Here is a 14,659-nt window from a genome sequence, read left to right as displayed (position 1 = left end):
GTCGCCATCGTGTCGCCCGCCAAGCCGCCGCCCACCGCGGCGCCGACTCCGACACCCAAGCCCAGGCCCGCGACCCCGCCGGCCGCCGAGGACCGCGTTGGCGACCTGCTGGACGGCATCACCCCCGCCGACGAGCCGCCCCACTAAATACCCGCTCATCCCGGCGAAGGCCCGGCCCGCCGAAGCGTCAGGTTGATCCGGCCGCCGCCGGGGATCAGGCGGGAAGAGCCCGCCAGGATGCGGTCCACCCCGTGATGGAACAGCCGGGCCTCGCCGGCCAGCAGGCAGACATCGCCAGAGCTCAGCCGCATCGAGCGGGTGGGATCGGACCGTTTGGGGCCGCCCAGCCGGAAGACGGCGGTGTCGCCGAGCGAGACCGAGAGCACCGGGAAGCTGAAATCGGCCTCATCCCGGTCCTGGTGAAGGCCCATGCGGGCCTCGCCCCGGTAGAGATTGACCAGACAGGCGTCAGGCGGCGTCACCGGGTCGGCCAGCTCCGCCCAGAGGTCGAGGAGACCCTGAGGAATGGCGGGCCAGGGCGCGCCGCTCATTGGGTGGGTGGCCTGGTAGCGATAGCCTCGCGCGTCGGTGAGCCAGCCGAGGGCCCCGAAATTGGTGGTCTCCACGCTCATGGCCTTCCCGCCCGGGGTGACGGGCTTGTAGAAGGGTGCGGTCTGGCTCAGCGCCAGCACCTCGCTCGCCAGGGCGGCCTGGGCGTCGGGGCTGAGTTTGCCGGGCCAGAGCCGGAAGTCGGTGGTCGTCGAAACCGTCATGACCCGCCATATAGACGCGATGGACGCCAACGCACCCATGAGGCCCGGCGCATTCCGGACCCTGACGCCCGGAGAGCGGAGCCTGGCGCGCGAAATGTTCGGCGGCACGCTCGACGCCAGCCGCGTCTGGATCTTCGCCATTCCGCTGTGGCGCCGCGCCTTCGTGCCGGGGGGACGGCTGGTGGTCTGGCCGGCCTTTCAGGCCTGGACCGATTTCAGCCACGCCCCGCTGGTGGTCCAGAGCGTCTTCATCCATGAGCTGACCCACGTCTGGCAGGCCCAGAGCGGGGTCAACTTGCTGGCCGCCAAGCTGCGGGCCGGGGACGGACCGGCCGCCTACGCCTACGATCTTTCGAAGACCGGGGATTTTTCGGAGCTGAATATCGAACAGCAGGCGATGGTCCTCCAGCACGCCTTTGTGGCCGCCAGGGGCGGGTCCGCGCCCCATGACAGTGAAGCTTATGCAAGGATTTTAGGGACTTGGCCGCCGGCGCAGCCCATAAGACCCCGCACACTTTAAGGGCATTCACCCTTGCAGCCACGACACCACATCCCATATCGCGACTCGACGGCGGTTTCCGCACAGGTTAACCGCCCGAGACCCTGATCGAACCGGGGACGGTGACAAAAGAAGTCGGGCGCTTGGAAACGAGGCCCCTTAAGCACCGTCCGCCACTAGTGGAGCGAGCAAGAGACTCGAACATGAGCAAGATTATTGGCATCGACCTCGGCACGACGAATTCGTGCGTTGCGATCATGGACGGCAAGACGCCGAAAGTGATCGAGAACGCCGAAGGCGCGCGGACCACGCCTTCCGTGGTGGCCTTCCTGGAAGACGGGGAGCGCCTTGTCGGCCAGCCCGCCAAGCGCCAGGCCGTCACCAACCCCACCAACACCGTCTTCGCGGTCAAGCGCCTGATCGGTCGTCACAACGACGATCCGCTGGTGGAAAAAGACAAGAAGATGGTGCCCTACGAGATCGTAAAGGGCCCCAACGGCGACGCCTGGATCCGCGCGCAGGACAAGGACTATTCGCCCCAGCAGATCTCCGCCTTCATCCTGGGCAAGATCAAGGAGGACGCCGAGCGTCACCTGGGCGAGAAGGTCGAGAAGGCGGTCATCACCGTCCCGGCCTATTTCAACGACGCCCAGCGCCAGGCCACCAAGGACGCCGGCCGCATCGCCGGTCTGGAAGTCCTGCGCATCATCAACGAACCCACCGCCGCGGCGCTCGCCTACGGGCTTGAGAAGAACGACGGCAAGAAGATCGTGGTCTACGACCTCGGCGGCGGCACCTTCGACGTGTCGATCCTCGAGATCGGCGACGGCGTCTTCGAGGTGAAGGCCACCAACGGGGACACCTTCCTCGGCGGCGAGGACTTCGACCTGCGGATCGTCGACTACCTGGCCGACGAGTTCAAGAAAGAGACCTCCGTCGACCTCCGCAAGGACAAGCTGGCCCTCCAGCGCCTGAAGGAAGAAGGCGAGAAGGCCAAGAAGGAGCTGTCGACCACCACGCAGTACGAGGTGAACCTGCCCTTCATCTCGATGAACGCGTCGGGGCCTCTGCACCTCAATATCAAGCTGTCGCGCGCCAAGCTGGAAGCCCTGGTCGAGGACCTGATCGCCAAGACGGTCGGCCCCTGCGACATGGCCCTGAAGGACGCAGGCCTGAAGAAGACCGACATCGACGAAGTGATCCTGGTCGGCGGCATGACCCGCATGCCCCGGGTCGTGGAAACGGTGAAGGCGTTCTTCGGCCGCGAGCCCCACAAGGGCGTGAACCCCGACGAAGTCGTGGCGCTGGGCGCCGCGGTGCAGGCGGGCGTCCTGCAGGGCGACGTCAAGGATGTGCTGCTGCTGGACGTCACGCCGCTGACGCTGGGCATCGAGACCCTGGGCGGGGTGTTCACCCCGCTGATCGAGCGCAACACCACCATCCCGACCAAGCGTTCGCAGACCTTCTCGACCGCTGACGACAACCAGTCGGCCGTGACCATCCGGGTGTTCCAGGGCGAGCGGCCCATGGCGCACGACAACAAGATGCTGGGTCAGTTCGACCTGGTGGGGATTCCCCCGGCGCCGCGCGGCGTGCCGCAGGTCGAGGTGACCTTCGACATCGACGCCAACGGCATCGTCAACGTCTCGGCCCGCGACAAGGCGACCGCCAAGGAGCAGTCGATCCGCATCCAGGCCAATGGCGGGCTGTCGGACGCCGACATCGAAAAGATGGTCCGCGAAGCCGAGAGCAACAAGGCCGACGACGAGAAGCGCAAGGCCCTGGTGGAATCCAAGAACCAGGCCGAGGCGGTGGTTCACTCCACCGAGAAGGCCATGGCCGAGCACGGTGACAAGATCACCGGCCCCGACAAGGACGCCATCGAAACCGCCCTGGCCGACCTGAAGTCCGCCCTGGAGGGTGACGACGCTGAAAGCATCGCCGCCAAGACCCAGACGCTGATCCAGGCGTCCATGAAGCTGGGCGAAGCCATGTACGCCGCCCAGCAGGGCGGCGAAGGTGATCAGCCGGACGACGCCTCGGGCGGTGACGACGTTGTCGACGCCGAGTTCGAGGAAGTCAGCGACGACGACTCGAAAAAGTCCGCGTGACGTTGCGCCCCATGGCGGTTTCTCGCAGCTTTTGCGAGGGATCGCCGTGGGGTTTCGCACATCTGTGGGCCAATCCCTCCCTGACCGGCGCGGCTGGCGCAAGCCTTGCAGCCGGGGCAGGGTGTTCCCACCTCAGCTTAAGATCAATTTGAACGCCTGATGATTTGATGCGGGACTATTACGAAATCCTGGGCGTGACCCGCGGCTGCGACGACGCCGCGCTGAAGTCGTCCTTCCGCAAGCTGGCCATGGAGCACCACCCCGACCGCAATGGCGGTTGCGAGGAGGCCGAGGGCCGCTTCAAGGAAATCAACGAAGCCTATTCGATCCTGTCCGATCCCCAGAAGCGCGCGCGATACGACCAGTTCGGCCATGCCGGGGTCAATGGCGGCGGGGGCGGTGGTCCCGGCAACGGCCAGTTCCACGACGTGAACGACATCTTCAACGAGGTGTTCGGCGACGTCTTCGGCGACATGTTCGGCGGCCGACGCCAGCGCGGCGGTCCGGCCCGGGGCCAGGACCTGCGCTACGATCTGGAGATCAGCCTGGAGCAGGCCTATGCCAGCGCCGAGGTGGAGATCGTGGTTCCCGCCGCCCTCCAGTGCGAGTCCTGCGACGGAACCGGCGCCAAGGCCGGAACCAGCCCGACGGTCTGCGGAACCTGCGGCGGCGCCGGCCGGGTCCGCGCCAGCCAGGGTTTCTTCTCCGTCGAGCGCGCCTGTCCCCGCTGCGGCGGTTCAGGCCAGATGATCACCGACCCCTGCGGCGAGTGCCGCGGCCATGGCCAGGTCCGCAAGGAACGCACCCTGCAGGTCCGCATCCCGGCCGGGGTCGATGACGGCGCCCGCATAAGACTTGCGGGAGAAGGGGACGCTGGGGCGAGGGGCGGCCCGCGCGGCGACCTCTACATCTTCCTGTCGGTGAAGCCCCATGAGCTGTTCGACCGCGAGGGCCTGGACCTGCTCTGCACCGTGCCGGTGCCGATGACGGTGGCCGCGCTCGGCGGCGACATCGAGGCCCCCTGCCTGATGGGCGGCGAGAACTGCGACGGCAATTGCAAGATCGAGGTCAAGGTGCCGGAAGGCTCCCAGACCGGCCGCACCGTGCGCCTCAAGGGCCGGGGCATGCCCTCCCTGCGGTCGCGTGAGCGCGGCGACCTGATCGTCGAGCTGTTCGTGGAAACCCCGACCCGCCTCAGCGCCCGGCAGAAGGAACTGATGCGCGAACTGTCGGACCTCTGCGGCGAGCAGCAGCATCCCAAGTCCGCCAGCTTCATCGGCAAGGCCAAGCGCTTCTGGGAAGAGGTGACGGGGGTCTAGTTTCCGTCGTCATACCGGGCCGTTGAAAAATCCCCGAAACAATCCTCCGTCAAACGGCTAAGCTCATAGCCAGCCGCGCCGTCAGCGCGGACGATGGGAGGATACCATGAGCCTGAAGACCCTGATCCTGGGCGCGACCGCGATGGCCGCCCTGGCCCTGCCGGCCGCCGCGGCCGACAACGCCAAGAGCCTGGTCCCCGGCTATCCCGACGTGGTGGGGGAATTTATCCAGATTCCCGGCTACCCGGCGGCGGGCACGCCCAAGGCCTTGAACACGGCCAGTTTCCTGCGTCTGCGGGCCGCCGCCGACGGCGAGCGTCCCCGGCCCGCCAATGCGGTGATCGTCGGCCTGCCGGGCTTTTCCTCCACGCCGGCCCATTGGCTCTACCTGGCCAGCCAACTGGTCCACAAAGCCCAGGCTGAAACCTGTGACGGTGCGCCCTGCCGCATAGAGGTCTGGGTGCTGCAGCGCCGGGGGGCCAACCTCGCCGACACCACCGGCCTGACCGCGGCGCGGAGCCGGAAGGACCCCAGCGTCGCCCTGGACTACTATCTGGGCGCCGCGGCCCTGCAGCCCGCCGATCTGCCCGGCGCGCCGCTGAAGGTGGACGTCCCGCCGGCCGGCTCCCCGCCCCCCGCCTGGAAGCCGCTGACCCAGACCGACGTCGCCTTCATGGCCGACTGGGACTTCCAGGCCTATGCCGGGGACGTCGACGCCATGATCGGTCTGATCCGTGAGAAGACCGGCAACCACAACATCTTCCTGGCCGGACACAGCCAGGGCGGCGGCTTCGTCTCCAACTACGCCGCCCGGCTGCAGGCTGACGGCAAGCGTGGGGTCGACAAGCTGTCGGGCCTGATCTTCCTGGACGGCGGGCCGTCCGCCGGCGCCGAGGCGGCCCCGACCGAGGCGCACCTCACCGCCTATTTCGCCAAGGTCGCGGCCCTGCGCGCGGGCAAGGACCGGGTCTATACCGACGCCTCGGGCATGCTGGGGGCCATCGCCGGACCTGAGGCCGCCGCCAGCCAGTCGGTGACCGGGGTCTATTACGCCTTCGTCGATCCGACCCAGGAGTCGATCTTCCCCCTGCGCACGGTGGCGATGACCGGCAATCCGGGCGACGCCTTCCTGCGGGCCATTCGCCTGACGTGGCTGGCCCGGGCCGGCGCCAGCTTCGACACCGACCCCGTCGCCGGCGGCGGGGTGCAGATGCCGGTGCTGCAGTTCCTGGGCGAGGGCCTGGGCTATCTCGACTTCAAGCCGGTCTCCGGGACCGAAGACCAGTGCGACAAGACCCCGGCCCCGCCGACCCTGGGTCCGCCGCGTCCGGGCCTGGCGGCCGCCAGGTGTGTTCCGGCCCCGGCCCAGATTGACCCGGCCAAGGTCTATGGCTGGGTCGAGGGCGGCGGGAACGGTCAGGCGCCGTTGGACGCGGGCAAGGCCAAGCTGTGGATGGACAGTCAGGCCTATGCTCCGGCCCGCTCCAACATCAAGCCGGTGCGGGTGACCTTCGCCCAGAGCGGGGCCCGCTCGATCGACGCCTCCGACATGATCGCGTCGAACTGGTATCCCTCCGAGCGCTGGGACTTCGACGCCGGCTTTGTCGGCCGCTACAAGACCCTGAAGATCGACCGCGACGGGGTGAAGCTGGACATCGACAAGTCCGCCATCGCCGCCATTCCGGTCTACGTGGCCCGCCAGAGCCCGGCGGCGGCGGCCAACAACCCCTTCCCCGGCGTGAGCGACTATACCGAGGTCAACAAGACCGGGACCTATCAGACCGACGCCGCCAAGGCGCTGACCCCCTTCGACCCGGCTATCAACGCCAAGCTCTATTTCCATACCGACTTCGTCTCGGTGGACGACTCCACCCCCGACAAGGGTCGCCCAGGTGATCCCGGCAATTCGGCGGTGGCCAACACCCTGATCGATTGGGTGCTGAAGCGTTCCAAGGGCGCGGCGGAAACCCCCACCCCCAAGGCGTTGGGGGTCGTCACCCGGTACTGACGCCTCCTAGGTCAGGGCGCGGATATCGGCCCATCGATAGCTGACCTCGTACATCAGGCCGCCGGGACCCTGCTCCTTGCGGGGCGCGTCGGCCTGACCGCCGAGATGCTCGTAGAAGCCGCGCGCCGGGAGGTTGTCGCGCAGGACCGAGATCATCAGCGAGGTGGCGCCCTGGTCGGCGAAGACCCGCGCCGCCGCCATCAACAGGCGCCGCCCCAGGTCCTGGCCCTGGTGCGGGCGCAGGACGTAGAGGGTGGTGACCTCCGACTCGCCCGCCAGGCGGGTGCGCGACGGGCCGCCGGCGGCGTAGCCGACAATCCCCGTCCGGTCGGCGACCGCCAGCGTGATCTCGTGCTCGGCGGGGCTGACCAGGGACTTGGAGAACCGCCGGGTGTTCACCGGGACGCTCATCCGGTCCAGGAAACTGTCGGGCAGCAGGCCGCGATAGGTCTCGCGCCACGAGGCGACATGAACCTGCGCCAAGGCCGGGGCGTCGTCGGGGCCGGCGGGGAAGATGACGTGCATGGGCGAACCTCCCGAACTTAACCACAGCTTGGGCCTCGCCGGCTGTTGTTCAAGAGGCTGGTGGGGATGACGCGGGCGCCGGGCGCCGTTAACCTCCGGCCCGAGCATGAACGCCCAGATCCCCACCCCGCCTGACGCGGCCGCCGGCGCCACTCCGGTCATGGCCCAGTTTTTCGAGGCCAAGTCCCGTCAGCCTGACGCCCTGGTCTTCTTCCGCATGGGGGATTTCTACGAGCTGTTCTTCGAGGACGCCGAGAAGGCCGCCGCCGCGCTCGGCATCACCCTGACCGCGAGGGGCAATCACGGCGGCGCGCCGATCCCCATGTGCGGGGTGCCGGTCCACGCCGCCGAGGCCTATCTCGCCAAGCTGATCCGGGCGGGGTTCAAGGTCGCCGTCTGCGAGCAGATGGAGGACCCCGCCGAGGCCCGCAAGCGCGGTTCGAAGTCCATCGTCCGCCGTGACGTGGTGCGGGTGGTGACGCCGGGCACGCTCACCGAGGACGGCCTGCTGGACGCGCGCGGCGCCAACCGACTGGCCGCCGTGTCGGTGCGGGCCGGCGCCGCGGCCGTGGCCAGCGTCGAGCTTTCCACCGGCGAGGTGGAGTGCTGGGCGGTGGCCCGCGAGAACCTGGCCTCGGCGCTCGCCGCGCTTGGCCCCTCCGAAATCCTGGTTCCCGACCGCCTGTTCGCCGACGAGGGGATGAACACCGCCCTGCGTAGCGCCGGCGGGGTGGTGCAGCCCATGCCCTCGGCCCTGGCCGAACCCGCCGCCTCGGAGGCCCGGCTCAAGCGGCTCTATGGCGTCGACACCCTGGACGGCTTCGGGACCTTGTCGGGGGCGGAAATCTCCGCGCTCGGCCTGATCGCCGCCCACCTGGAAACCACCCAGGCCGGACGCCTGCCGGCGCTCACCGCCCCCCGCCGGGCGGGGGAGGCCGATGTCATGGCCATCGACCCGGCGACCCGGACCAGCCTGGAGATCGAAAAGAGCCTGTCGGGCTCCCGCGAGGGCTCGCTGCTGGGGGCCATCGACCGCACCATCACCGCGCCGGGCGCGCGGATGCTGGCCGCGCGGCTGGCCCGGCCGCTGCTGGACCCGGCCGCCATCGAGCTGCGTCTCGACGCCGTGGGCTGGTTCGTGGAGCGCCGCCCCCTGCGCCAGAAGCTGCGCGAGGAATTGAAGGGCCTTGGGGACATGGCGCGCGCCCTGTCGCGGCTGGCGCTGGGTCGAGGCGGACCCCGCGATCTCGGATGCCTGCGCGATGGCCTGGCGCGCGGCGAGGCCATCGCGGCTCTGTTTTCGGGCGCGCCCGCACCCCTGGACCCGCCGCCGCCCGCCGAGCTGGGGAGCGCCCTGGCCGCGCTCCACGCCCACGACCATTTCGAACTGGGCGCCTTCCGTCAGATGCTGGACCAGGGCCTGGGGACCGAGCTTCCGGCCCAGGCCCGCGATGGGGGTTTCGTGGCGCCGGGCGTCCGCGCCGAACTGGACCAGGCCCGCACCCTGCGCGACGACAGCCGCCGGGTGATCCTGCATTTGGAGGCCCAGCTCCAGGCCGATAGCGGTGTGGCCTTGAAGATCCGCCACAACGCCGTCCTGGGCTATTTCGTCGAGACCACCGCCAAGGCCGCCGAGCCGCTGATGGCCCCGCCGCTCAACGCCACCTTCATCCACCGCCAGACCCTGGCCAACCAGGTGCGCTTCACCACCGTGGAGCTGGCCGAGCTGGATGCGAAGATCGCCCAGGCCGCCGAGCGAGCCCTGGCCATGGAGGTCGCCACCTTCGAAGCCTGGCGCGAAGCCGCCATCGGGGTGGCCGCCGCCATCCAGGCCGCCGCCGAGGGCGCTGCACGCCTGGACGTGGCCGCAGGCGTGGCCGAGTGGGCCGACGACGTGGGCGGGACCCGGCCAATCCTCGACCGCTCCACCGTCTTCGAGGCGCAGGCCGCCCGCCACCCGGTGGTGGAGGCCGCCGTGAAGCGCACCGGCCAGCCCTTCACCCCCAACGACTGCCGGCTGGACGGCGGCGGGGCCGTGGGGCCGCGTCTGGCCCTGGTGACCGGGCCCAACATGGCCGGCAAGTCCACCTTCCTGCGCCAGAACGCCCTGCTCGCCGTCCTGGCCCAGGCCGGCTGCTATGTGCCGGCCCAGCGCCTGCGGATCGGGGTGGTGGACCGGCTGTTCAGCCGCGTCGGCGCCGGCGATGACCTGGCGCGGGGCCGCTCGACCTTCATGGCCGAGATGGTGGAGACCGCCGCCATCCTCACCCAGGCGACCCCGCGTTCCCTGGTGATCCTCGACGAGATCGGCCGGGGTACGGCCACCTATGACGGCCTGGCCATCGCCTGGGCCTGCGCCGAGGCCCTGCACGAGACCAACCGCTGCCGGGGCCTGTTCGCCACCCACTATCACGAGCTGGCGGTGCTGGAGGGGCGGCTGGCCCACGTCGCCAACCTGTCGCTGAAGGCCAAGGAATGGAACGGCGACCTGATCTTCCTGCACGAGGCGGGACCAGGGCCGGCCGACCGTTCCTATGGCGTCCAGGTGGCCAAGCTGGCCGGCGTGCCCGCACCCGTCGTGATCCGCGCCCGCGAGGTGCTGGAGCGCCTGGAGCGCGAGACCGGCGCCCCGGCCCATCTCGACGACCTGCCACTGTTCGCCGCCGCCGCGCCGGGGCTCGCCGAGCGTTCGGGTCCCAGCGCTGTCGACGCCGCCGTCGCTGAACTCGATCCCGACAGCATGAGTCCCCGTGAGGCCATGGCCGCGCTCTACCGGCTGAAGGGCCTGCTCTGACCGCGCCCGCACATCGCGTTGTCGTGGCGGGCGGCGGCTTCGGAGGGCTCGCTGTGGTCAAGGGCCTGGCCGGCGCGCCCGTGACCATCACCCTCATCGATCGCCGCAACCATCACCTGTTCCAGCCCCTGCTCTATCAGGTGGCCACGGCCTCGCTGGCCACCTCGGAGATCGCCTGGCCGATCCGGTCCCTGGTGCGCGACCGGGCCGACGTCACCACGGTCCTGGCTCAGGTGACGGGCGTGGACGCCGCCGCGCGCCTGGTCCGGCTGGAGGACGGGACCACCCTGCCCTACGACACCCTCGTCCTGGCCACGGGGGCCCGCCACGCCTATTTCGGCCACGACGAGTGGGAGCCCTTCGCCCTGGGCCTGAAGACCATCGAGGACGCCACCACGATCCGCCGGCGCATCCTGATGGCCTTCGAGCAGGCCGAGCGCGAGACCAATCCCACCCGCCAGATGGCCCTGCTCTCCTTCGTCATCGTCGGGGCCGGGCCGACCGGCGTGGAGCTGGCCGGGACCATCGCCGAGCTGGCCCGTCACACCCTGCCCCGCGACTTCCGCAACATCGATCCCGGCCGCGCCCGCGTGGTGCTGATCGAGGCTGGACCCCGGGTGCTGGGCGGCTATCCCGACAGCCTGTCGGACTATGCCCGCGCCTCGCTGGCCAAGCTGGGGGTCGAGGTGGAGCTCGGAGCGGCGGTCTCCGAGGTCACCGCCGACCATGTGGCCTACGGCGACAAGCGGCTGGAGACCAGGACAGTGATCTGGGCGGCCGGCGTGCGCGCCTCGCCCGCCGCCGACTGGCTGGGCGCTCCCGCCGACGGCGCGGGCCGTCTGAAGGTGGAGCCCGACCTGAGCGTGCCCGGACATCCCGAGGTGTTCGCGCTCGGCGACACGGCCAGCGTGCTCACGCCCAGCGGCAGGCCCGCCCCAGGCATCGCCCCGGTCGCCAAGCAGGCCGGAGCCTATGCCGCCAAGGTCATCCAGGCGCGATTGCGCGGCGCCTCGCCGCCCGGACCGTTCCGCTACAGGCATCCGGGCAGCCTGGCCCAGATCGGCAAGCGTCGGGCGGTGATCGACTTTGGCTGGATCCGGCTGAAGGGCACCCTGGCCTGGTGGCTCTGGGGCGTGGCGCACATCTACTTCCTGATCGGGGCCAGGACCCGCATCGCCGTGGCGCTGAACTGGCTGTGGATCCATGCCCGCAACCAGCGCAGCGCCCGGTTGATCACCCAGGGAACGCCTCGCTCGGGCTAGGTGTCGAACAAAATTGTGCGATGCAAAATCTTAACCATCGCACTGCACCATTTTTTAAGCTCCAGCGTACAAAAAGGCCTCCGACGAGCGCGGACCTCTCCTCCCCATTTCCCCGCGCCGCTGGAGATTTAGACCATGATCCGCATCGCCCTTCTCGCCGCCGTCGCCGCCTTCGCCGCTTCCTCGGCCAGCGCCTCCGAAGTTCGTGTCTCGCTGGTCGGCAAGTCCGCCGAACAGATCAACGCCGACATCCTGGGCGCCGCGCGCGCCGTCTGCGCCAAGGACACCGCCGGTGAGGTCTTGGTCCTGGGCGCCTACGGCCGTTGCGTGCGCGACACCGTGCAGGTCACCCAGCAAAAGCTCGCCGCGCTCTAAGACGCGCGCATTCGACCCGACGACAGAAGGCCGGCGCCCCTGAGGCGCCGGCCTTTTTCTTTGCCCGCGCCAACCTGCGGGCTTCGCGCCCGTGGCGGCGCGGCCTTATATGACCGGGACCGGTTTTCGAAGGTTCCCCATGCCGCCACGCCTGCGTCCCACGCGCCTGGAATATGTCGTCGACGGCCTGCGCCTGCGCGCCCAGCTCTCGGCCGCGGCGCTGGACGCCGCCGGCGACGAGGCCGAGCAACGCCGTCGCGCCTTGGATATCCTCAAGCAGGCCCTGTTCCGGGGCCGGATGATCGCCAAGGAGCGCCTGGAAAACGGCGCCGGCGGCATCGAGACCGCGCGCCTGTTGTCGGGCGTCACCGACGTCGTCGTCACGGCCTTGTACGACTTCACCACGGTCCACGTGTTCCGGGCCCGAAATCCCACCGAGGGCGAACGCCTGGCCCTGATGGCGGTCGGCGGCTACGGGCGCGGCACGCTCGCGCCGTTCTCCGACCTCGATCTGCTGTTCCTGCGCCCCTACAAGCAGACCGCCCACGCCGAGAGCGTGATCGAGTACATGCTCTATGCCCTGTGGGACCTGGGCTTCAAGGTGGGCCACGCCTCGCGCACGATCGAGGAGTGCATCCGGCTCTCCAAGGAAGACTTCACGATCCGCACCTCGATCCTGGAGGCCAGGCGGCTGACCGGCGATGAGAAGCTGGCCGACGAACTGACCCGACGGTTCGCCGCCGATGTGGTGAAGGGCTCCGGCGCCCAGTTCGTCGCCGCCAAGCTGAAGGAGCGTGACGAGCGTCACGCCCGGGCCGGCGCCAGTCGCTACCTGGTGGAGCCCAATGTGAAGGAGGGCAAGGGCGCCCTGCGCGACCTCAACACCCTGTTCTGGATCGCCCAGTACCTCAATCCCTCGGCCCAGGCCCGGGCGGACGGGATCGTCCACCTGGAGATGTTCGAGCGCCAGGAAGTGGCCGCCTTCCTGCGCGCCTTCGACTTCCTGTGGGCGGTGCGCAGCCATCTGCACTTCGCCACCGGCCGCCCGGAAGAGCGCCTGACCTTCGACCTGCAGCCGGAGATCGCCCGGCGAATGGGCTATGGCGACCGGGGCGACGCGCCGGCCGTCGAGCGGTTCATGCGGCGCTACTTCCTGATCGCCAAGGAGGTGGGCGCGCTGACCCGCGTCTTCGCCGCCAAGCTGGAGTCCGAGCGGGTCAAGCAGCAGCCCAAGGGTATTTCCCGCCTGCTGCCGGGCCGGGGCAAGCCGCGCAAGACCATGCTGGACGCCGGCTTCCACGAAGAGGGCGGGCGGCTCAACATCGATACGCCGGAGATCTTCCAGGCCGATCCCATCAACCTGCTGCGGCTGTTTCGCACCGCCGACCGCCGCGACCTGGACCTGCACCCCGACGCCTTCACGGCAGCCACCCGCTCCCTGCCGCTGATCACCTCGAAGACCCGGCGCGATCCCCAGGCGGCCAAGGTGTTCCTGGACATCCTGGCCCGGGGCCGCGATCCGCAGCGGACCCTGACCCTGATGAACGAGGCCGGGGTGCTCGGCCGCTTCCTGCCGGAGTTCGGCCGGGTCGTGGCCCAGATGCAGTTCAACATGTACCACTCGTATACGGTCGACGAGCACACCCTGCGGGCTGTCGGCGTGATCGCCGAGGTCAAGGCCGGCCGCTTCGCCGAGGATCATCCGCTGTCGACGGCGATCATGCCGCTGATCGATGACCCCGAGGCCCTGTTCCTGGCCATGCTGCTGCATGACACCGGCAAGGGCGGCGCCGGCGGTCAGGAAAAGGCCGGGGCCCGGGCCGCGCGCCAGGCCTGTGAGCGCCTGGGCCAGGACCGCAAGCGCATCGAGCTGGTCGCCTGGCTGGTGGAGCATCACCTGGTGATGAGCGACTACGCCCAGAAGCGCGACGTGTCGGACCCGCGCACGGTGGTGGACTTCGCCCGCATCGTGGAGACGCCCGAACGTCTGCGCCTGCTGCTGGTGCTCACCGTCGCCGACATCCGGGCCGTGGGGCCGGGCGTCTGGAACGGCTGGAAGGGTCAGCTGCTGCGCGAGCTCTACGCCGCCACCGAGGCGGTGTTCCGGGGGGGCCGCGGGTCCGACGCCGCCGCCGCCGTGCGCCGTTATCACGAGAACGCCGCCTATGACGCGCGCATGCGACTGGTGGCCGTCGACCCTGCCGCCACCGCCTGGGCCCAGTCCATGGAGGACGCCTATTTCACCTCCTTCGCCGAGAACGAGGTTCAGGGTCACGCGGCCCTGGCCCGCCGCGCGGAGAGCGGCGGCGCCGCCGCCGAGGGCCATATCCGGCCAGGCCTCAACGCCTCGGAGGTGGTGGTCGCCGCCCCTGACCGCCCGCGCCTGTTCGTGGACCTGGCCCGCGCCGTCACCGCCGCCGGGGCCAATGTCATGGGCGCCCGGGTGTTCACCTCCCGCCAGGGCCAGGCCCTGGACGTCTTCTACGTGCAGGATGTCACCGGGGCGGCCTATGGCTCAGACAACGCCAAGTCGCTGACCCGGCTGGCCGAGGCCCTTGAGGCCGCCGCCCGGGGTGAGCCCTTCAAGACCGAGGCCAAGCGGCCGTCGGATCTCGGCCGGGCCGCAGCCTTCTCGATCATTCCCACCGTGATGCTGGACAACGACGCCTCCGAGGTCTCGACGGTGGTGGAGGCCTCCGGCCGCGACCGCCCGGGCCTGCTGGTGGCGCTGGCCCAGCCCATCTCCGAGGCGGGCCTGTCCATCCTCTCAGCCCATATCGACGGCTATGGGGAGCGCGCCGTGGACGCTTTCTATGTCGTGGACGCCGACGGCAAGAAGCTCACCGACCCCAAGGCCATGACCAGCCTCAAGGCCGGCCTCATGCGGGCCCTGGACGAGGCGGAGGCCTCGGCGTCGTCGAAGTCCCGGTCCAACCTGCAGCGGGCCCGGGCCAGCGTGGCGCGCTGATCGCTTGACGGCGCGGCCGGCCCTG

10 protein-coding genes are annotated in these 14,659 nt (G+C 69.7%); 8 read left to right on the top strand and 2 right to left on the bottom strand.

Going from position 1 to position 14,659, the window contains the following annotated elements:
* Positions 1 to 155: 155 nt before the first annotated feature.
* Positions 156 to 773, bottom strand: coding sequence for an alpha-ketoglutarate-dependent dioxygenase AlkB (locus tag AAC997_RS16575; RefSeq protein ID WP_340646809.1), 618 nt, complete (start codon positions 771 to 773; stop codon positions 156 to 158).
* Here AAC997_RS16575 and AAC997_RS16570 point away from each other — a divergent pair.
* From AAC997_RS16570 to AAC997_RS16555, 4 genes are all read left to right on the top strand, one after another.
* Positions 772 to 1,293, top strand: a complete 522-nt coding sequence (locus tag AAC997_RS16570; protein WP_340646808.1) for a hypothetical protein — start codon at positions 772 to 774, stop codon at positions 1,291 to 1,293. The two genes, AAC997_RS16575 and AAC997_RS16570, sit on opposite strands and share 2 nt — an antisense overlap.
* A 182-nt stretch (positions 1,294 to 1,475) precedes the next feature.
* Positions 1,476 to 3,383 (top strand): molecular chaperone DnaK, encoded by a 1,908-nt coding sequence (gene dnaK, locus AAC997_RS16565; protein ID WP_340646807.1) that lies wholly within the window; start codon positions 1,476 to 1,478, stop codon positions 3,381 to 3,383.
* A gap of 167 nt (positions 3,384 to 3,550) precedes the next feature.
* Positions 3,551 to 4,702, top strand: coding sequence for a molecular chaperone DnaJ (dnaJ, locus tag AAC997_RS16560; protein WP_340646806.1), 1,152 nt, complete (start codon positions 3,551 to 3,553; stop codon positions 4,700 to 4,702).
* A 106-nt stretch (positions 4,703 to 4,808) separates the two neighbouring features.
* The gene (locus AAC997_RS16555) at positions 4,809 to 6,710 is read left to right on the top strand and encodes an alpha/beta fold hydrolase (protein ID WP_340646805.1); all 1,902 of its coding nucleotides are present in this window, start codon (positions 4,809 to 4,811) and stop codon (positions 6,708 to 6,710) included.
* A gap of 6 nt (positions 6,711 to 6,716) precedes the next feature.
* Here the strand turns inward: AAC997_RS16555 and AAC997_RS16550 are convergent, their stop codons facing one another.
* Complete coding sequence (locus AAC997_RS16550; RefSeq protein WP_340646804.1) at positions 6,717 to 7,235, bottom strand: GNAT family N-acetyltransferase; 519 nt, start codon at positions 7,233 to 7,235, stop codon at positions 6,717 to 6,719.
* Between the two features lie 106 nt (positions 7,236 to 7,341).
* Between AAC997_RS16550 and mutS the strand changes: the two genes are divergently transcribed.
* From mutS to AAC997_RS16530, 4 genes are all read left to right on the top strand, one after another.
* A complete protein-coding gene (gene mutS / locus AAC997_RS16545; RefSeq protein WP_340646803.1) occupies positions 7,342 to 10,029 on the top strand; it encodes a DNA mismatch repair protein MutS in 2,688 nt (895 codons plus the stop codon).
* A 23-nt stretch (positions 10,030 to 10,052) separates the two neighbouring features.
* A complete protein-coding gene (locus AAC997_RS16540; RefSeq protein WP_340646802.1) occupies positions 10,053 to 11,291 on the top strand; it encodes an NAD(P)/FAD-dependent oxidoreductase in 1,239 nt (412 codons plus the stop codon).
* A 135-nt stretch (positions 11,292 to 11,426) separates the two neighbouring features.
* Positions 11,427 to 11,666, top strand: coding sequence for a hypothetical protein (locus AAC997_RS16535; protein WP_340646801.1), 240 nt, complete (start codon positions 11,427 to 11,429; stop codon positions 11,664 to 11,666).
* A gap of 139 nt (positions 11,667 to 11,805) precedes the next feature.
* The gene (locus AAC997_RS16530) at positions 11,806 to 14,634 is read left to right on the top strand and encodes a [protein-PII] uridylyltransferase (RefSeq protein ID WP_340646800.1); all 2,829 of its coding nucleotides are present in this window, start codon (positions 11,806 to 11,808) and stop codon (positions 14,632 to 14,634) included.
* The last annotated feature ends 25 nt before the right edge of the window (positions 14,635 to 14,659 follow it).

The sequence above is a fragment of the Phenylobacterium sp. genome (assembly GCF_037968635.1).
GTDB lineage: Bacteria > Pseudomonadota > Alphaproteobacteria > Caulobacterales > Caulobacteraceae > Phenylobacterium.
This window is presented reverse-complemented; position numbering and strand designations above follow the sequence as displayed.